Source organism: Aeromonas sp. QDB23 (genome assembly GCF_027707745.1).
In the GTDB taxonomy this organism is placed as follows: Bacteria; Pseudomonadota; Gammaproteobacteria; order Enterobacterales; family Aeromonadaceae; genus Aeromonas; species Aeromonas allosaccharophila.
The window spans coordinates 41,902-59,708 of the sequence record NZ_JAPCJA010000002.1 but is presented as its reverse complement, the minus strand read 5'-3'; the positions used below and the strand labels follow the sequence as shown (position 1 = coordinate 59,708).

Here is a 17,807-nt window from a genome sequence, read left to right as displayed (position 1 = left end):
AAATCCACCACACACAAAAAGTTGATGCCACCTACGACATAAGCGGGCGGCATCATAACAAAAAATACACGCTTTAAGACCACCCGTAGAACAACACGCAAAAATATCAGTGGCTGATCTTAATCACTACCAAACAGATCGCGGGTATATACCTTGTCTGTCACATCGCTCAACTCTTCAACCATACGGTTGGCCAATATCACATCACAACTCTCTTTGAATTGCGCCAGATCGGTCATGACTTTAGAGCGGAAAAACTCGGGCTCGTTCAAGGTGGGCTCATAAATAACCACTTCAATCCCTTTCGCCTTGATCCGCTTCATCACCCCTTGAATGGCAGAAGCTCGGAAATTATCGGACCCCGCCTTCATCACCAGTCGATAGACACCCACTCGTTTTGGATTCTTGCGGATCACCGAGTCGGCGACAAAATCCTTACGCGTGGTATTGGAATCAACAATAGCCCGGATCAGGTTATTCGGTACCTGGCTGTAGTTGGCCAGCAACTGCTTGGTATCTTTCGGCAAGCAGTAACCGCCATAACCAAATGAGGGATTGTTATAATGGCTGCCAATACGCGAGTCCAGACAAATACCATCGATAACCTGACGACTATCGAGGCCATGGTGCTGGGCATAGGTATCGAGCTCATTAAAAAAGGCAACTCGCATCGCCAGATAGGTATTGGCAAATAGCTTGATCGCCTCGGCCTCTGTGCTGTCGGTAAACAGCATGGGAACATCTTTCTTGATCGCCCCTTCCAATAGCAAATTGGCAAACACGTGAGCCCGCTCGGACCGTTCACCCACAACAATGCGAGACGGGTGCAAGTTGTCGTAAAGGGCGCGCCCTTCACGCAAAAACTCCGGCGAGAAAATAAGATTGTCACATCCCAACTCTTCACGCAGCCGAGCGGTAAAGCCGACCGGAATGGTGGATTTGATCACCATCACCGCATCGGGATTAATCGCCATCACATCCTTAACTACCGACTCCACCGTACTGGTATTGAAGTAATTGGTTTCGGGATCATAATCAGTTGGCGTTGCGATGATAACGAAGTCAGCCCCTTGATAAGCCTCTTCTTTATTAAGGGTGGATCGCAGATTCAGATCACGGCTGGCTAGATAGCTCTCAATCTCTTTATCAACAATAGGGGAGCGCCCCTGGTTGATCATCTCAACCTTGCTGGCAATCACATCGACGGCCACCACTTCATGGTGTTGTGACAGTAATACTGCGTTGGAAAGGCCCACATATCCTGTACCACAAATAGCAATCTTCACAGCTAACCTCGCTTACTGCTGAACTTTATAATAATTTTTATACCAATCGACAAATGCCTGAACCCCCTGTTCAACCGACATGGCGGGTCGATAACCCGTGGTTTTGAACATATCTTCAGTATCCGCCCAAGTTGCATACACATCACCCGCTTGCATCGGCATCATATTTTTGATCGCCTCGATACCCAGCGCCTTTTCAAGGGCATCAATAAAACTCATCAATTTGACCGGGCTGCCATTACCGATATTGAAGATACGATAAGGGGCACTGCTGTCAGCGGGTGAGCCTTTCTCTGACTGCCAGTCAGGATTAGCCACCGGAACGACATCTGCAATGCGCAAAATCCCCTCAACGATATCGTCGATATAGGTAAAATCACGGCTTAGTTGGCCATTGTTATAAACATCGATGGGCTGGCCGGCCAGCATCGCCTTGGTAAACTTGAACAGCGCCATATCCGGGCGACCCCAAGGACCATAGACGGTAAAAAAGCGCAGACCAGTGGTCGGAATACCATACAGATGTGAATAGGTATGGGCCATCAACTCATTGGCTTTTTTCGACGCCGCATAAAGCGATACCGGATGGTCAACCGCATCGGTCGTGGCAAATGGCATTTTGCCATTCATACCATATACAGAGCTGGAAGAGGCATAAACCAGATGTTTGACACCGTTATGACGACACCCTTCGAGAATGGCAAGGTGACCCACCAGATTGCTGTCTGCATAGGCAAACGGATTCTCAAGGGAATAGCGCACCCCGGCTTGCGCCGCCAGATGGATGACCCGATCGAAATGTTCTTTGGCAAACAGTTCCGCCATTGCCTCGCGATCGGCCAGATCAATTTTACGAAACACAAAATTTCTTTCATCCGCCAGTCGGGCCAGACGGCTCTCTTTTAATGATACATCGTAATAATCATTCAGATTATCGATACCGATAACAGTATGGCCTTGCTGACAAAGACGCTGACTAACAGCACTACCAATAAATCCTGCGGCACCCGTGACTAAATATTTCATATTACTTTCCAATTATTACATTTATGTAAAAGACACTTTCACAGCGAAAGAATTATTTTAAAAGCACAGTTTGTATTGCTTCAAGATACTTGGCTATTATTATCTTCTCGTCAAATTCATTCTCGATTTTTTGACGACTAAGCAGTCCCATTGAGATTCTACTTTGATGGCCCATAGTAATAATACGATCTAACTGAGAAACCAGGCTGGCTGTACTGCGTGGCTCACACAGGAATCCGTTAACACCATCGTCAACTGTCTCTCTACACCCAACATTATCGGTAGTTACAATAGGTTTGCCCATAGCTCCGGCTTCCAATAAAGATTTTGGCACCCCTTCGCGATAAAATGATGGCAAGACTACACAATCTGATTTTGCAATTTCTGTTTCTACACTATCTGATGTGCCTAGATAATTAACAATACCTTCACTCACCCATTCTTGCATTTGATCTTTTGTTACTGCAGATGGATTATTGACATCAAGAAAACCGAGCAGATTAAATTCAACGCGGCTCCCGTACTTCCCCCTCAATATTCTTGCTGACTCGACGTAATGCCCAATACCTTTATCATATAACATGCGAGCAATAAGTAGGAAGCGAGTGACGCCATCGTCAATAGAAGGCGTCACCGTAAATCTTGCCAAATCGGCTCCAGAACCGGGTAAACGGTCAGTCACTTCTTTTTTGGCCATTCCATTTAGTAAAAACAACTCTCGATCATCGTCGTTCTGGAAAAAAATCTTATCCGCAAATCGTTGACTTATTTTATATAAAAAATGAGCTATTTTAGATGTCAGACTTTCATTGATAAACAAGATGCCAAGACCAGCAATATTATTAATAACTTTGACACCACATATTTTGGCCGCAAGAGTGGAGTAAATGTTGTTCTTTGGCGTAAAATTTAAAACCACATCAATTTTATTTTTCCTAAAGATGTTTACAAATGACAAAAGTGTTTGTACATCACTAAATGGATTTGTTCCACTTTGCTCTATATTAATATTAATGAATTTAACGCCTAATTGCTCTATTTTACTAGAATATTCATCCTTGGGTGCAATCGCAAAAACTTCATACCCACTCTTAACTAGAGCCAACATAGTATTTTTACGAAAGTTAAACAAATACCAACTGGTATTCGATGAAATAGCGACTTTATTCAATGTGATATCCAACTATTTTATATAAATACATCAACTTTCAAGAACCGCGTCTAAGTTACCGTCAGAAACGTAAATAATTTATCCGCGAAAAAGGAATAACCCGGCACTCCGCACCTGATTTATGAATAAATTTGCCGGTAGCGCTCACCCAATACCTCCAAAATGATCTGCTGATCTCCTGTCAGCTCCGTTATCTGTGCTGGCGTGTCTCCCAGTAGATATTCATGGATGCCACCAAAGCGCAAAAAGATCCAACGGGCAGTTGGCCGCTGGGTCGGCTTCTTTTTCATATCCGCCATACTGCGGTTTTGCTCCACTAATCCCTGCCGGACCCGGTTCTCCAGGGCCGCGTAAAGGCATTGTTGCCAAAAACAGCCAGTAAGTCATTACTCCTCCTGCCCCAAGTGAGTGTTACATTCGGGGCTTTCTTACAGGTAGACCAAGGGTGTTCAGTTTGTTTATCGCGCTCACATACGCCATCACTTCTCCCACTTGACCATTGTATTTTCGCAGGGTGATTTGGCCTGCAATTAACTGTTTTAACCGCAATCTCGCTGTCTCTGCTAGCGAACGACGGTGATACCCCGATATATTCTTCCAGTGCGACAATCCTTCCTTTGGCATCACCAGCACCGCCTTATTTCTCGGATAGCCCTTTTTCCATAGTCCCGCGTTCTTGCGAGGCGGAATACACGCCGTCGCCCCTTTACGCGCTATCAACTGATGGCTGGCTTTGCTGTCATAGGCCCCATCCGCATAAACACGCACCAGCTCACGACGCAGGAGATTGAGCAAGGGTGGGCAACACCTCGGCATCATGGACATTCTCCAGCGAGGCATCCGCCGCTACGATATCGTGAGTGGCTGGGTCTACTGCCAGATGCAACTTACGCCAGACTCGGCGTTTTTCAGCTCCGTGTTTTCTGACTTTCCACTCGCCTTCACCAAACACTTTCAGACCCGTTGAGTCGATAACCAAGTCAGTGAACTGCCCTTTGGGGGCTGTCGATAGGCCACCTTCACCGTGCGGGCACGCTTGCTGACACGGCTGTAATCCGGGGCACACAGCGGCACATTCATCAGCTTGAACAGGGAGTCGAGTAGCCCCTGAGTAGCTCACAGCGTGAGGCTGAAAATCCCTTTGAGCATCAGGAAGGTACAGATGCTCTGGTTGGTATAGAGCTGGCTGCGTCCCCGTTTTCCGTGATGGTTTTGGTGGAACCAGTTATCCATGGCCTCGATATCAACCCAGAAAGTGAGAGAGCCACAGTTAATCAGAGAGCTGTTGTATTAAGGTCGGTTGGTGATGGGATGAAGCGCGTTACCCATGATGCAGACTTGAGGGGGATAGTGATGTTCAGATCACTGGGTTTTCAATTAGTTCCATTCAAGCTACATCGATTTAGGAAACAACGCCCCGCGTAAATCATCAAGCTACAGGTAATCACCATCAGCAATGCTTCGATCCGCTCCGGTTTTCTCAGGTACAGCGAGGAGGTTAAAAATTCCAGGCTTTTGAGAAAGCGAAAGCCCCACTCGACATTATGCTGCGCCTTATAGGTGGCCAACAGCTTGGCCATGGTCAGCGTTTCGTAGTGGTCATTGGTCGCCAGAATGCCCCCCCGGTCTGGTTGCCGCCCCCCTTGATGCGGAACTGATAGCTGATCGGAGCTTTCACCTTTTTCGGTCTGCCACAATTGGCATAAACGGGGTCACTCACCACCTCGGCATCCAGTTGCAACAGCATCAAGCTGGCGGTAAAACGGGCCAATTCAGCTGGGCATAGCGCTGGCAAAGGCTGCATCATCTCTACTTCACCTCTACTTTTGAATGCCCAAAAAATGAGGGATTACCTTAGTAGAAGGTGTATAGCAAAACCTAAGCTGATCGAGGTTACAAATAGAGATAGCGGGAGCAGCCATAATGATATACCTGCAAAAGATAGTAATAGATCAAAATGGCCTATTGCCGTCAAGTACTGAAAAAATCAGGTGCGAAATGACAGCTGAAACTCTCTGGGTAACGTGCCGAAATCAGGAACAGCTATTTGATATATATTCATTAACTCTCTTAGCTTGAGCACTATAGTTATAATAGTCTATAATTTTTCTCCTACCAGCGCCACCAAACTCCCTTCTCTTAATTTCACTTCCCAATAAAAGTTTTAATTTTTCATACCAATCTTTTTCATCAAAACATAAAAAACCATCAATGCCATTATCAATAAGACTAGAGTTAACACCAACAGGAGAAGCAACTACAGGGACAGACACAGCAAAATATTGCAATATCTTAAATCCACACTTCCCTCTTTCAAAATCAGAATCGTATAAAGGCATAATACCCACATCAAACTGGCTCAACAGTTGATACTCTGTTTCTTCTGACCACTTGTGAATATTAACCTTAGACTTTAATTTTATATTTTCATTTGCGCCAATTAGACAAAAGTCAACTTCAAATTCATTCTGGAGTTTCACTATAACAGAATCAACTATATCTAAGTATTTCTGAGTTGATGGTGACCCTATCCAACCGACTGTTAATCTATGATTGTTTGTTTTTTGTTTGGGTATGTTAGTGACATTTTCATCTATCACAGTAGGTAATATAACTACATTTTTTGCTCCCATCCCACTGAGTTTATCAGATAGATATTCATTACCTGCAAAAACAAGATGGGAATTCTTCATCATGACCTTGAACTTCCATTTAAAAATAGAAGAAAAAAGCCTTGAATCGTAATTATGGAATATTGCGTCATCAAAATCGTAAATAACTTTCTTACCAAACAATTTAAATAATAATTCAAATGGGATAGGTATATATGGGAATAGTTCTTTTTCAACCCAGACTAAACCATCATCTTTTTTAAAGATAGCTTCAAACATAAAAAAAATTCTTATGCAATATCTCTTCAAAACATAAAAAAAAGAGTTACCCCTCATACTATAAAGATTAGATATATACTCATCATTAAATAACGAGTTAATATTAGCATCAAATGAAAGTAGTTTAAACTTGATATAATTGAAAAACCTAACTCTCGAACTTGCACCTGAAACATCATATTTCGTAAAAACAAACATACTCTGTCCACCTAGAAAAAAAGCAATATGTAGTCAGTAATAACCGTCATATCATAATCATAAATCAAATACCATATATCACTTTTAATATTTCGATAGGTAAAGCAAATCATGATAAATATCAAAAATGAAAACAAAGTAAATAAATTTAACTTATTGCAATAAAAATTATAATTAGCTGAGAAGAAACCAATTAAAGAAACAAAAACAGACATTTCAAAAAATCTATACATTACCAAACCAAAACTGACAAAACCTAATGAAACAACACTTAGATATATGGAAAGTTTTACACAGCTTAGAGTGAATTGATTAGCACTGTTTTTGCATCTATATAAAAAAAAATTTAGCATTGCAAATAAAATCAATCCACGGGCGATAGAAAACAGTGATGATTCTTCATTAATATAATGCTGTGTCTGTGGAATAAAACTTATTAATCCAGAAAAAACAAACAAACAGACAAACATGCATAACAAGAACCTATAATAACCAACTCTTTTTAAGAGAAAATCAACAGGCTTAAATAAATAAAATGCGGGCAGCGCCATAGATAAGTGACTAAGCACAGAAAGCAACAACAGAAAACTATATTTTTTCTCTAAAGATAGATAGATCAACAGAAATGAAAGTCCCGTAAGTGCTCTAACTGCTGCGAAGTCCAAACCAGGCGAAAGAAAAACTATATAGATAAAAATATAAGGATAAAAACCAAATCTGAGCTTTTTAATTAAAATCAACCTAGAAACAAAAACGATAAAAAACAAAAATAAAAATACTTGATAGTATGAACTTCTTGTTTCCGGGTTGATTAACCAAACAACAAAGCCAAAAAAAGGGTCCTTTGCAGAAAGCACTTTGGATAGAAGTCCATCTTCAGCACATATTCTATCTATCATCAATAGATAATTATAATAGTCTGGACCTTGTGAATTTAAAGCAGTAAAAACAAAAAAACACCCCAATATTGGAACAAATATAATGCTATTGAATACGTCACTTTTTTTCATTATTTATCTCATAATTAACTCTTCAAACATTTTTATTATTTTCACCCAAGAAAACTCATCTAATACACTATTGTTTTCATGCTTCTCTTTTTCAATATCATGTAATTTAATTGAAAATGCCAAATTCAATTTATTCTTTAAGTCTTTAATGTCAAAACTTTGCATTTTAAAAACTGTATTTCTTTCAGTCAATGGTGAATAACAAGAAATGACCAAGTCACAGCATGCCATGCTTTCTGCGCATGGATAATGAAAAGCACCATACTCTACTTTACCTATAGCAACGAAAAGCTCATTCATTCTATAAAAAGAGGACAATTCATCCTCACTTTCAATCTTTACATGTCTAAATGAAACTCCACTATTGACCAGCACATCTTTAGCTTCATCAGGCAAATAAATTCCTATATTGACGCAAACGTCATCTTCCAATTTATTTCTACATATAAAATCTGATATTGCTATTATTGTTTCTATCGTGCCTTTATGAGGCTCCTCTCGACCGATTAAGCCAATATTTGATATTCTAGATGAACATTTCTTGCTGTAAAATAACTCAGTATCTATTCCAGGAGGAATTACGTCATATTGACCACCGCCAACGAGCAGAAGGCTCTTATTATTAATTACTTTTTCAAATGGAAAAAAGTAAGTTACTCCAGCTAAAAGCTTTCTGAAAAACCCCTTGTAAAAATTCACTTCATTTGCTTGTATGTAGTATATTTTTTTCCTTTTAACCGCCACAAACAAACCAATATAAGCTGTAATGTTTGAAGTTAAAACTAATACATCAGGTTTAAATCTTCTAGCAGTCATAATCATAGAAAACATGACACTTAACTTGCTAACGCCAGTACTATTAATAGCATGAATTTTAGCTGAAGTATGATAGTAAGGCTTGGCTTTTTCTGATGGTGTTATTATATGTACATCAAATTTTCCAGACTTCTGCAACCCATCAGTGATTTTTGAAATCACTCTATAACCACCTGAACGACCAAAGCCATTAACAAGAGGGATTAAAACTAATATTTTACCCATAAACAACCCATTTATTTTGAATATTTTTTCACATTTACAATCAAAAATAAAAGATATAAAAAATAATTTGTACAATACGCTAACGTTACACCACTCAGGCCTAAATTAAGGACGATAAAATATGTTAACAATACAAGGCTTGTAGAAAAAACAACCTCTGAAACTAAAAACCATTTTGTTGCTCCTCGTGAAATCATAGGATATGCAAACAAAAAAGCTGTTATTTTTATAATATCCCCAAAAAGTTGAACTGCAAAAAGTTCACGAGCACTGCGAAACTCTTCTGTAAACAACAAAGATATTGCAACATCTCGTAAAAAATATACAGCCAGAGCCATAATAGCTACAATTGGTATAATTATGCGTATCGTTCTATGAATTTCCTCAACGATGGCATCAACACCCGTCAGAGATGCCAAACGAGGCAAATAATAAGAGCCAAGTGCCATAGTGATCACCCCTAAATAGACTTCAGAGATTTTATAAACCGCCTGCCATTGACCTGTAGCATCCCAACCTACTTGGTCAATTAAAATATTACGCACCAAGATCATTGATACCGGCGCGGTCAAGGCAGTAGTGATTGCCATCAGCATATAACCGCCGATTTGCTTGCGCGCTTTGGGCTCTACCGCACCCCACCAGTAACGCAGCTTAAACCAAGGCTGGCGCAGGTTAGCAATTAACATCACCACACCAATCAAAGCGGCTTGCACTGAGGCGGCTAATAGTGCACCCTCAATATTTTTCCAAGCAATCAGGCCCAGCATTACGCCGCCCGAGATCAGCACCGAGATCATACCAAGACCGACATAACGGCGATATAACTGCTGGCCATTAATTACCGAATTACACAAGGTGCCGATAGCAGCGAATGGCAACACGCTTACTGTAGTCATCACAACCCAGGCCAGAGCTTTATCTTGAAATAACCAAGCCGCGATCTGTTTAGCTAATAGTAAGCCACCAGGAATGGCAATAGCAGAGATAATCAGCACCCATTGCAGTGCAGAGCGCCACCAAGGGGCACAGGCATCAAAGCCTTGCTCTTTATACTCAGCAGTAAAACGCACTACTCCGCTACCGGCTGGGGCATTAATTATGCCATTAAAGCTGCCGACCATGCTCTGTACTTGTCCGAGCATTGCTAAGCCAGTGGGGCCAGTATAAATGGCCACCACCTTGGCAATCACAAATCCCATCGCCATACGTAGCAAGGTTAATAACCCCGTCATGGCGGTGACTTTGAGTAAACGCTTCATCCAGCAAACTCATTGATAGCAGCTATCACTTGCTTAACCGTGGCATCACTCATAGTTGGATCCAGCGGAATTGAGAGCACTTGCTGGTGAATTTGTTCGGTTAGCGGCAGCTGCATATCGGCATATTGTTGATACGCCTGCTGTTTGTGCGGCGGAATGGGATAATGAATTAAGGTTTGAATTTCATTTTCAGCTAAGTGCCGTTGCAGGGCTTCGCGCTGTTCACAACGCACAACAAACAGGTGCCAAACATGTTGCTTGTAATGTTGGATGGCAAATGCAGCTGCATCGAGTGGTAATATGATGCGCGGGTTGCAGATCCCCTCACAATACATAGCGGCAATCTGTTGGCGGCGGGCAGTTTCGGCCTCTAAATGGCGTAACTTGACGCGCAGCATGGCGGCTTGCATTTCATCAAGACGGCTATTTACCCCTTGATAGAGGTTTTCATACTTTTTATGAGAACCATAATTACGTAAAGCTTTCAGAGTCTGTGCAAGTTCATCATCATTAGTTGTAATGGCACCAGCATCTCCCAACGCACCAAGATTTTTACCCGGGTAAAAGCTAAAGCCAGCAGCATCACCCCAGTTACCAGCTCGTTTGCCATTAATCTCGGCACCGTGTGCCTGAGCACAATCTTCCAGCACCAACAAGTTATGCTGTTTGGCTATAGCCATAATTTCTGGCATTGGTGATAATTGGCCATATAAATGGACGGGCAAGATAGCTTTTGTCTTGGAAGTGATTGCAGCAGCAATATTTTTGCCATCGAGATTATAAGTTGATTGATTAGGCTCAACTAAAACCGGTATCAAATCATTTTCTGTAATGGCTAAGATAGAGGCAATATAGGTATTAGCTTGGACAATCACCTCGTCACCGGCTTTCAGTTTGCCTAATTCCTTCCAAGCGCGCAGGGTGAGGATTAACGCATCCAGCCCATTGGCGACACCAATCACGTGCTTGGTGCCGCAATAAGTAGAAAATTCCGTTTCAAATTTGGTCAGTTCATTGCCCATAATATACCAGCCTGAGTCAATAACTTGGGCGCAGGCATCTTTGAGCTCTTGCTGGTATTGGTTGTTGATGGCCTTTAAATCGAGGAAGTTAATCATTTGCTTTAATCTCGTAAAAATCATGCACTACAGCTCTAGCACCAAAACCTTCCTTCTGGGAAATCAAACCCTCATTAAGGTAGCGACCTTGCTGTTCATTGGAAATACCGAAGTCAAAATATTCTTTATCAACAAACACTGTTTTAACCAAATAATCAACTAATCCGTCTAACGCCCCGATATCTCTCCCAGCAACGGTATTATAAAGATACTGTGTGTGAGCAACGGTGTCAGTGATAAATATTACTGCCCCAGCAACTTGCTCGCCATCGAGTGATGCTGAAAATACTTTTATATTTTCAGGGAATGCTTTTTTAAGTGCAGATATCTCATCATAAGAGTGAACCGGTTTGGCCCCATGAACGGACATCAATACATCAGTTAAGTTAGACCAAAACGCCGAAACATTATCAGATTCTTTGTATACAACCCCGCAAGAGTTTGATTTTTTTACAATCCACTTCCGCCCTTTTGAGTATTTTATCTGACTATTCATCTTTATTGTTGATGACACATCTCGCCGAACAACATTCGAATTTATCCTGAACAATGAGTACAAGTCTTCATCACAAGGGAATGAATGATAGATATAAGGGATCTTTTTATATATCAGACTAGAAAAACCATTCTTTTTAAGATATTCAGGGATCTCTTCAAAAATTCCATTGATTTCTTTTTGCTTTGCTGATGACTTGATGATAAGTCCGCCAAATGTCAACCCCTGATGAGAGTATAACTTATCATCAGCATGATTTGCTGGCAAAATAGCAAGTAACTTTTGACTGTCGTCAAAGAACATTAGTGAGTGATCATTGAATCTATCAGAATGATACTCCATAAAATCTCTAAAAAAGAAAAAATGCTTGTTTTTTGCAAGAAATACAAACTCATCCCATATTTTTTTGTCAGCACTGCTGTATTTTTTAACTAGCATAACTGCTCACTTTCATCGACATGTAATTTTGCTCATCTGTGCATTTATCAGGCTCAATCATAAAACCATTTTTAATGTAAGATTTATTTGCCATATGGTTATCTACAGCCACACGCAAATAAACATAATTAATACTTAATTTTTTGCACTCACATATAACCAGAGCTAAAATTTTTGAGAATAGTCCCTTTCCCCAGAAATTTTTTTCACCTATATAACCAAAATATTCTGCGCTTACATTATCAATATTTTTCAAGCCTATTACACCGATAGGCTTTTTTTGATACATCAAGCCCCATACAAGGTAATTAGACCTTGGCAGACTTACAAAAAATTCTTCTTGCTGCTGCCTTGTAAAGGTGGGTGTACCGGTAAGCTTTTTAATTTCAGGGTCATTTAACCAATGCCAAGATAAATCTAAAAATTCGCGAGAATAGGTAACTAGTTCTAACCGTTCACTAAACATTTGAACTCCCCATAATCACGGATATAGTCTGACTCATCATAAATCTGATCAGCCAACACCATTAGCACGCAATCATCAGAAAAATCGTACATTTCATGCCATTGCATTGCATCAATCAACAACCCTTTATCTGGGGTTGACAATATAACCTCCTCCTTATTATTTCCATCATCCATAACAAAACGGCATGACCCTTTAATACAAACAGCAAGTTGTTTTAGTTTTTTATGGGCATGAAAGCCTCTAGCTACACCAGGCTTGGTTCCGAACAAATAATAAACACGCTTAATATCAAACGGTATGTAACGGTTGCCTTCTATCGCAACTAGCTGCCCTCTTTCGTCGCCAAGAATATTAAAATCCAATAATTTTATGAGCATAAAATACCTTAAAATAAATCTGCGTTTTTAAACTCTGTCGCTAGCTTGTCTTTATCCGACATAAACACATTATCAGATAGCCAATCAATCCCCAGATCTCTATCGCTCCATAAAATCGCGCGTTCACATTGTGGATTGTAATAATCAGTTGTCTTATAGAGAAACTCCGCCGTTTCACTCAAGGTAAGAAATCCATGAGCAAACCCTTCTGGAATCCACAATTGTCGCTTATTTTCAGCAGATAGATGCATGCCGATCCACAGGCCAAATGTCGGAGAACTTTTTCTGATATCAACTGCCACATCAAATACTTCACCCGCTACACAGCGCACCAGCTTGCCCTGGGCATGGGGAGGTAATTGATAGTGCAAGCCACGCAATACCCCTTTCGACGATTTGGAGTGATTATCCTGCACAAAAGTCACCGGATACCCTACGGCCTCTTCAAACGACTTGTGGTTGAAACTCTCAAAGAAAAAACCACGCTCATCTCCAAATACCTTTGGCTCAAAAATAAGCACGTCAGGAATCGCTGTCTTGATTACATTCATCGGTGTATCCACATTGCATTCAATTTTGATGGGGGGAGATTATTTTCTCCCCCTATATCACATCAGGCTTTGGCAACCATTCTTAACAAATATTGTCCATAGGCATTCTTCGCCAATGGCGCAGCAAGCTCATGTATCTGGTCGGCACTAATAAACTTCTGGCGGAAGGCGATCTCTTCCGGGCAAGCGACTTTCAACCCCTGACGGGTCTCGATGGTCTGAATAAAGTTGCTCGCTTCAATCAGGCTTTCATGGGTACCGGTATCCAGCCAGGCATAACCACGGCCCATCATAGCCACCGACAGATTGCCTTGCTCCAGGTAGATACGGTTCACATCGGTAATTTCCAGCTCACCACGGGGCGACGGCTTCAGGCTCTTGGCGATCTCCACCACGCTGTTGTCGTAGAAATAGAGGCCGGTCACCGCATAGTTGCTCTTGGGCTCCAGTGGCTTCTCCTCCAGAGAGATAGCGGTACCCTCTTTATCAAATTCCACGACCCCATAACGCTCAGGGTCATGCACGTGGTAAGCAAAGACGGTTGCTCCGCTCTCTTTGGCCGCTGCGGCTTCCAACTGTTTCTGCAGGTCGTGGCCGTAGAAGATGTTGTCCCCCAGCACCAATGCACAGGGGTCTGACCCGATAAACCCTTCACCCAGAATAAAGGCCTGGGCCAACCCGTCCGGACTTGGCTGTACCTTGTATTGCAAGTTCAGACCCCACTGGCTGCCATCACCCAGCAATTGCTCAAAGCGGGGAGTATCTTGCGGCGTACTGATGATCAAAATATCGCGAATCCCCGCCAGCATCAGGGTGCTGAGCGGGTAGTAGATCATCGGCTTGTCATAGATGGGCAGCAGCTGCTTGCTCACCGCCATGGTCACAGGATAGAGACGGGTGCCCGAGCCACCGGCCAGAATAATGCCTTTACGTTTGGTCATGATGCTTGTTTCTTATTTTTAAATTGCAAAAGAAAAGGGTGGCTTGCGCCCACACCTTCCTGTTTTATCCCTGCCAGCCAGGGAGGCAGTCACTACATCCCAGGCCAGTAATTTACTTACCGAGGATCTCGGTCAACATCCGCTCCACACCGACTGTCCACTCCGGCAGCACCAGATCGAAGGTGCGCTGGAATTTACCAGTATCAAGGCGGGAGTTATGGGGGCGTTTGGCCGGGGTCGGGAAGGCACTGGTCGGCACCGCATTGAGCTGTGTCACAGCCAGTTCAACGCCGGCTTCTCTGGCTTTGGCAAACACCAGCTGGGCGTAGTCAAACCAGGTTGTTGTACCAGAGGCAATCAGATGGTACAGCCCGGCGACCTCGGGTTTACTCTGCGCAACACGGATCGCATGGGCGGTGCAATCGGCCAGCAACTCGGCGCCGGTCGGTGCGCCGAACTGGTCATTGATGACTGACATCTCGCTACGCTCTTTGCCAAAGCGCAGCATAGTCTTGGCAAAGTTGGCGCCGCGGGCGGCATAGACCCAGCTGGTACGGAAGATCAGATGACGGGAGCAGAGGGACGCACCTTGCTCACCCGCCAGCTTGGTTTCGCCGTAGACGTTAAGCGGTGCAGTCGCATCGGTTTCCACCCAGGGGCGCTCACCGCGGCCATCGAACACATAGTCGGTGGAGTAATGCACCAACCAGGCACCCAATGCTTCCGCTTCTTTGGCTATCGCCGCCACGCTGGTCGCGTTGAGCAGCTCGGCAAATTCACGCTCGCTCTCCGCCTTGTCGACTGCGGTATGGGCCGCGGCGTTGACAATCACGTCCGGCTTGACCAGACGTACCGTTTCGGCCACCCCTGCCGGGTTGCTGAAATCACCGCAATAGTCGCTGGAATCAAAATCAACGGCGGTGATACGGCCCAGCGGGGCCAGTGCACGCTGCAGCTCCCAGCCTACCTGGCCGTTCTTGCCAAACAGCAGGATATGCATCAGGCACGTTCCCCGTAATTCTGCTCAATCCAAGACTGGTAGGCACCGCTCTTGACGTTGCTGACCCACTGCTGGTTATCCAGATACCACTGCACAGTTTTGCGAATACCGGATTCAAAGGTCTCTTTCGGTTGCCAATCCAGTTCGGCACTCATCTTTGTCGCATCGATGGCATAGCGGCGATCGTGGCCAGGGCGATCCGCCACATAGGTGATTTGCTCACGATAAGAGCCCGCCTTCGGCACCATCTCGTCCAGCAGATCGCAGATGGTGTGTACCACCTCCAGATTCTGCTTCTCGTTATGGCCGCCGATATTGTAGGTCTCCCCGACCAAGCCCGTGGTCACCACCTTGTAGAGCGCGCGCGCGTGGTCTTCCACATAGAGCCAGTCACGGATCTGGTCGCCTTTGCCATAGACAGGCAACGGCTTGCCATCCAGCGCGTTAAGAATGACCAGCGGGATCAGCTTCTCAGGGAAGTGGTATGGGCCGTAGTTGTTGGAGCAGTTGGTGACTATGGTGGGCAGACCATAGGTGCGGCGCCAGGCGCGCACCAGATGGTCGCTGGAAGCCTTGGAGGCAGAATAAGGGCTGCTGGGGGCGTAGGGGGTGGTCTCGGTAAAGAGCGGCAATGGTTCACCGACGGCTACTTCATCCGGATGGGGCAGGTCACCATACACCTCGTCAGTGGAGATATGGTGGAAGCGGAAGGCCGCCTTGCGCACCTCGTCCAGACCGTTCCAGTAAGCGCGAGCCGCTTCCAGCAACATATAGGTGCCAACGATATTGGTCTCGATAAAATCAGCCGGCCCGGTAATGGAGCGGTCAACGTGGCTCTCGGCGGCCAGATGCATCACGGCATCCGGCTGGTGCAGGGCAAACACCCGATCCAGCTCGGCACGGTTGCAGATATCTACTTGTTCGAAGGCATAACGATCGCTTGTCGATACATCGGCCAGGGATTCCAGATTGCCGGCATAGGTGAGTTTATCGAGATTGATAACGGCATCCTGAGTATCACGGATGATATGGCGCACAACAGCAGAGCCGATAAAGCCTGCGCCACCAGTAACGAGTATTTTCATTCTCTTTATTAGGCCATGTTGAAGTTAAATACAAATTTATGAAAGATAAAATAAACAATGAATAATATATACCTTAGCCTCAGCTTGACAACACCTAGGTAAGGGTCAATTACTGTTGTTACTTACTTGATTTTTACTGTTCTTTATCCAACGTCCTACTCGCCATGCATAATTAAGAGATATGGTATAACTTGCAAACAACCCCAAGTAGATAACCATCATTAACCATTCAGGTAATTTTGCCATTTCAGCCAAAATGCCCATGAAAACTATGCCAAGGTTGGTAACGACCATTAGCAACAATGCTTCACGATGAGTAAATCCGGCATGCAACAAGATATGATGAAGGTGATTACGGTCAGCCTTGAGTGGGGATTGACCTTTCCGAATACGCCGGATCATAATTCCGACCATGTCGATCAGCGGCAATCCCATTAGCCACAGGGCCATTACAGGTCTGAATGCTGGGTGTTGTTCAGTGACTTGTGAACCATAAATCACTAAAAATCCGATTATAAAGCCCAAAAACATTGAGCCTGCGTCACCCATAAAAATTTTGTGTTTAAAGGGGGGGATGGTGAGGTTGATCGCCAGATAGGGTACCAACGCAATCGCGATTACTAAACAGAAGTTGGCCATATCGGGCATGGTATTGCTGAACAAAGTAGCCAAGCCGACCAAGCTTATCCCGGCCATTGAGCCAGCAAGGCCATCAATGCCATCCATCATGTTAAAGGCGTTAACCGCTGCACAAACAGCAAGTACAGTAACAAAAACCTCACCCCAAGGGAGGCTAATATTACCCAGCCCCACTAAGTCACCAAAGTGGTGTAGACCCACACCGGTAGATAAACATAAAAGAACTATAAGGAATGCCTGCAAACCCAAACGCAGCCTTGGTGAAATATCAAGTGCATCATCTACCGCACCAATCACAACCATAGCTCCTGCACAAAATAATAACATAACCAGCGTAAGTGAAAGATGCATAGTAATAAATACACTTAGATATACACCTATACTCACTGCAAGCCCCCCAATCAATGGGATAGCCCCCACGTGCTGTTTTCGCTGATTAGGAAGGTCAACAAGTTGCAACTTACCTGCGATTGGCCGTAAAAACACGATCGCTATTGCAGTGCCAAGAAAGGCAATAATACCTGACATCTCCATTATTTGATTCCTGTTTTATCCCTTCACTTGCACACAAGCCATATCCTAGCTAGCTTGAGCACATCTTATCTATTATTAAAAAATTCAATTTTTCGTTCGTTGAATATTTTTCACCATAAAGCTACTAACATCATCAAAAAATTATTTTTCCTGGCTATTTAAACTAGTGATACACTTCCCTAATTAAATAAACAAAAAAAGGATGTAGATATTATTAAAAAAACATTCAAACAACAAAAACTTTTAAACAATATTGAATTTAAAGCTAAGTTTA

At 43.4% G+C, this 17,807-nt stretch carries 16 protein-coding genes and 3 pseudogenes; all 19 read right to left on the bottom strand.

All coding sequences use genetic code 11. The features are described 5' to 3' along the window. Positions 1 to 119 precede the first annotated feature (119 nt). The 19 genes and pseudogenes from PG888_RS01365 to wecA all read right to left on the bottom strand — a co-directional run bounded on the left by PG888_RS01365 (position 120) and on the right by wecA (position 17,533). Positions 120 to 1,286: a nucleotide sugar dehydrogenase gene (locus tag PG888_RS01365; RefSeq protein ID WP_270693403.1), complete on the bottom strand. Its 1,167-nt coding sequence runs from the start codon at positions 1,284 to 1,286 to the stop codon at positions 120 to 122. 12 nt (positions 1,287 to 1,298) lie between these two features. Continuing rightward, positions 1,299 to 2,312 (bottom strand): NAD-dependent epimerase, encoded by a 1,014-nt coding sequence (locus PG888_RS01360; RefSeq protein ID WP_270693402.1) that lies wholly within the window; start codon positions 2,310 to 2,312, stop codon positions 1,299 to 1,301. 52 nt (positions 2,313 to 2,364) lie between these two features. Beyond that, on the bottom strand, positions 2,365 to 3,483 hold the full coding sequence (locus PG888_RS01355) for a glycosyltransferase family 4 protein (protein WP_270693401.1): 1,119 nt from the start codon (positions 3,481 to 3,483) through the stop codon (positions 2,365 to 2,367). Positions 3,484 to 3,602: 119 nt separating this feature from the next. Next, positions 3,603 to 3,839 (bottom strand): annotated as a pseudogene (locus PG888_RS01350) (IS1634 family transposase); the annotation flags it as partial. Positions 3,840 to 3,894: 55 nt separating this feature from the next. Continuing rightward, positions 3,895 to 4,761, bottom strand: a pseudogene (locus PG888_RS01345) (IS5 family transposase). 140 nt (positions 4,762 to 4,901) lie between these two features. Beyond that, positions 4,902 to 5,260: pseudogene (locus PG888_RS01340) on the bottom strand (IS1634 family transposase); the annotation flags it as partial. Positions 5,261 to 5,516: 256 nt separating this feature from the next. After that, entirely contained in the window at positions 5,517 to 6,374 is an 858-nt protein-coding gene (locus PG888_RS01335) for a glycosyltransferase (RefSeq protein WP_270693400.1), read from the bottom strand. A 209-nt stretch (positions 6,375 to 6,583) separates the two neighbouring features. Then, the gene (locus PG888_RS01330; RefSeq protein WP_270693399.1) at positions 6,584 to 7,582 is read right to left on the bottom strand and encodes an EpsG family protein; all 999 of its coding nucleotides are present in this window, start codon (positions 7,580 to 7,582) and stop codon (positions 6,584 to 6,586) included. A gap of 3 nt (positions 7,583 to 7,585) precedes the next feature. Then, positions 7,586 to 8,623 (bottom strand): hypothetical protein, encoded by a 1,038-nt coding sequence (locus PG888_RS01325; protein WP_270693398.1) that lies wholly within the window; start codon positions 8,621 to 8,623, stop codon positions 7,586 to 7,588. An 11-nt stretch (positions 8,624 to 8,634) separates the two neighbouring features. Continuing rightward, positions 8,635 to 9,885 carry an O-antigen translocase gene (locus tag PG888_RS01320; protein WP_143237780.1) on the bottom strand — a complete coding sequence of 417 codons (1,251 nt, stop codon included), beginning with the start codon at positions 9,883 to 9,885 and terminating at the stop codon, positions 8,635 to 8,637. Beyond that, entirely contained in the window at positions 9,882 to 11,003 is a 1,122-nt protein-coding gene (locus PG888_RS01315; protein ID WP_270693397.1) for a DegT/DnrJ/EryC1/StrS family aminotransferase, read from the bottom strand. The genes PG888_RS01320 and PG888_RS01315 overlap by 4 nt, the downstream gene beginning before the upstream one ends. Further along, the gene (locus tag PG888_RS01310) at positions 10,996 to 11,937 is read right to left on the bottom strand and encodes a GNAT family N-acetyltransferase (RefSeq protein WP_270693396.1); all 942 of its coding nucleotides are present in this window, start codon (positions 11,935 to 11,937) and stop codon (positions 10,996 to 10,998) included. Before PG888_RS01310 ends, PG888_RS01315 begins: the two co-directional genes overlap by 8 nt. Continuing rightward, on the bottom strand, positions 11,927 to 12,403 hold the full coding sequence (locus PG888_RS01305; RefSeq protein WP_270693395.1) for a GNAT family N-acetyltransferase: 477 nt from the start codon (positions 12,401 to 12,403) through the stop codon (positions 11,927 to 11,929). The genes PG888_RS01310 and PG888_RS01305 overlap by 11 nt, the downstream gene beginning before the upstream one ends. Next, positions 12,385 to 12,783, bottom strand: a complete 399-nt coding sequence (locus PG888_RS01300) for a sugar 3,4-ketoisomerase (RefSeq protein ID WP_270693394.1) — start codon at positions 12,781 to 12,783, stop codon at positions 12,385 to 12,387. Before PG888_RS01300 ends, PG888_RS01305 begins: the two co-directional genes overlap by 19 nt. 8 nt (positions 12,784 to 12,791) lie before the next feature. Further along, the gene (gene rfbC / locus PG888_RS01295; protein ID WP_270693393.1) at positions 12,792 to 13,334 is read right to left on the bottom strand and encodes a dTDP-4-dehydrorhamnose 3,5-epimerase; all 543 of its coding nucleotides are present in this window, start codon (positions 13,332 to 13,334) and stop codon (positions 12,792 to 12,794) included. A 62-nt stretch (positions 13,335 to 13,396) separates the two neighbouring features. After that, positions 13,397 to 14,275, bottom strand: coding sequence for a glucose-1-phosphate thymidylyltransferase RfbA (gene rfbA, locus PG888_RS01290; protein WP_270693392.1), 879 nt, complete (start codon positions 14,273 to 14,275; stop codon positions 13,397 to 13,399). Between the two features lie 112 nt (positions 14,276 to 14,387). Then, positions 14,388 to 15,275, bottom strand: coding sequence for a dTDP-4-dehydrorhamnose reductase (gene rfbD / locus PG888_RS01285; protein ID WP_005352822.1), 888 nt, complete (start codon positions 15,273 to 15,275; stop codon positions 14,388 to 14,390). Beyond that, the gene (rfbB, locus tag PG888_RS01280) at positions 15,275 to 16,360 is read right to left on the bottom strand and encodes a dTDP-glucose 4,6-dehydratase (RefSeq protein WP_270693391.1); all 1,086 of its coding nucleotides are present in this window, start codon (positions 16,358 to 16,360) and stop codon (positions 15,275 to 15,277) included. Before rfbB ends, rfbD begins: the two co-directional genes overlap by 1 nt. Before the next feature lie 105 nt (positions 16,361 to 16,465). Beyond that, on the bottom strand, positions 16,466 to 17,533 hold the full coding sequence (gene wecA, locus PG888_RS01275; protein WP_270693390.1) for a UDP-N-acetylglucosamine--undecaprenyl-phosphate N-acetylglucosaminephosphotransferase: 1,068 nt from the start codon (positions 17,531 to 17,533) through the stop codon (positions 16,466 to 16,468). Positions 17,534 to 17,807 lie beyond the last annotated feature (274 nt).

Excerpts from the sequence above, each read along its gene's own strand:
- PG888_RS01360 (WP_270693402.1), bottom strand. The coding sequence starts at position 2,312 with ATGAAATATTTAGTCACGGGTGCCGCAGGATTTATTGGTAGTGCTGTT.
- PG888_RS01335 (WP_270693400.1), bottom strand. The coding sequence starts at position 6,374 with ATGTTTGAAGCTATCTTTAAAAAAGATGATGGTTTAGTCTGGGTTGAA.
- PG888_RS01330 (WP_270693399.1), bottom strand. The coding sequence starts at position 7,582 with ATGAAAAAAAGTGACGTATTCAATAGCATTATATTTGTTCCAATATTG.
- PG888_RS01325 (WP_270693398.1), bottom strand. The coding sequence starts at position 8,623 with ATGGGTAAAATATTAGTTTTAATCCCTCTTGTTAATGGCTTTGGTCGT.
- PG888_RS01320 (WP_143237780.1), bottom strand. The coding sequence starts at position 9,885 with ATGAAGCGTTTACTCAAAGTCACCGCCATGACGGGGTTATTAACCTTG.
- PG888_RS01315 (WP_270693397.1), bottom strand. The coding sequence starts at position 11,003 with ATGATTAACTTCCTCGATTTAAAGGCCATCAACAACCAATACCAGCAA.
- PG888_RS01310 (WP_270693396.1), bottom strand. The coding sequence starts at position 11,937 with ATGCTAGTTAAAAAATACAGCAGTGCTGACAAAAAAATATGGGATGAG.
- PG888_RS01305 (WP_270693395.1), bottom strand. The coding sequence starts at position 12,403 with ATGTTTAGTGAACGGTTAGAACTAGTTACCTATTCTCGCGAATTTTTA.
- PG888_RS01300 (WP_270693394.1), bottom strand. The coding sequence starts at position 12,783 with ATGCTCATAAAATTATTGGATTTTAATATTCTTGGCGACGAAAGAGGG.
- rfbC (WP_270693393.1), bottom strand. The coding sequence starts at position 13,334 with ATGAATGTAATCAAGACAGCGATTCCTGACGTGCTTATTTTTGAGCCA.
- rfbA (WP_270693392.1), bottom strand. The coding sequence starts at position 14,275 with ATGACCAAACGTAAAGGCATTATTCTGGCCGGTGGCTCGGGCACCCGT.
- rfbD (WP_005352822.1), bottom strand. The coding sequence starts at position 15,275 with ATGCATATCCTGCTGTTTGGCAAGAACGGCCAGGTAGGCTGGGAGCTG.
- rfbB (WP_270693391.1), bottom strand. The coding sequence starts at position 16,360 with ATGAAAATACTCGTTACTGGTGGCGCAGGCTTTATCGGCTCTGCTGTT.
- wecA (WP_270693390.1), bottom strand. The coding sequence starts at position 17,533 with ATGGAGATGTCAGGTATTATTGCCTTTCTTGGCACTGCAATAGCGATC.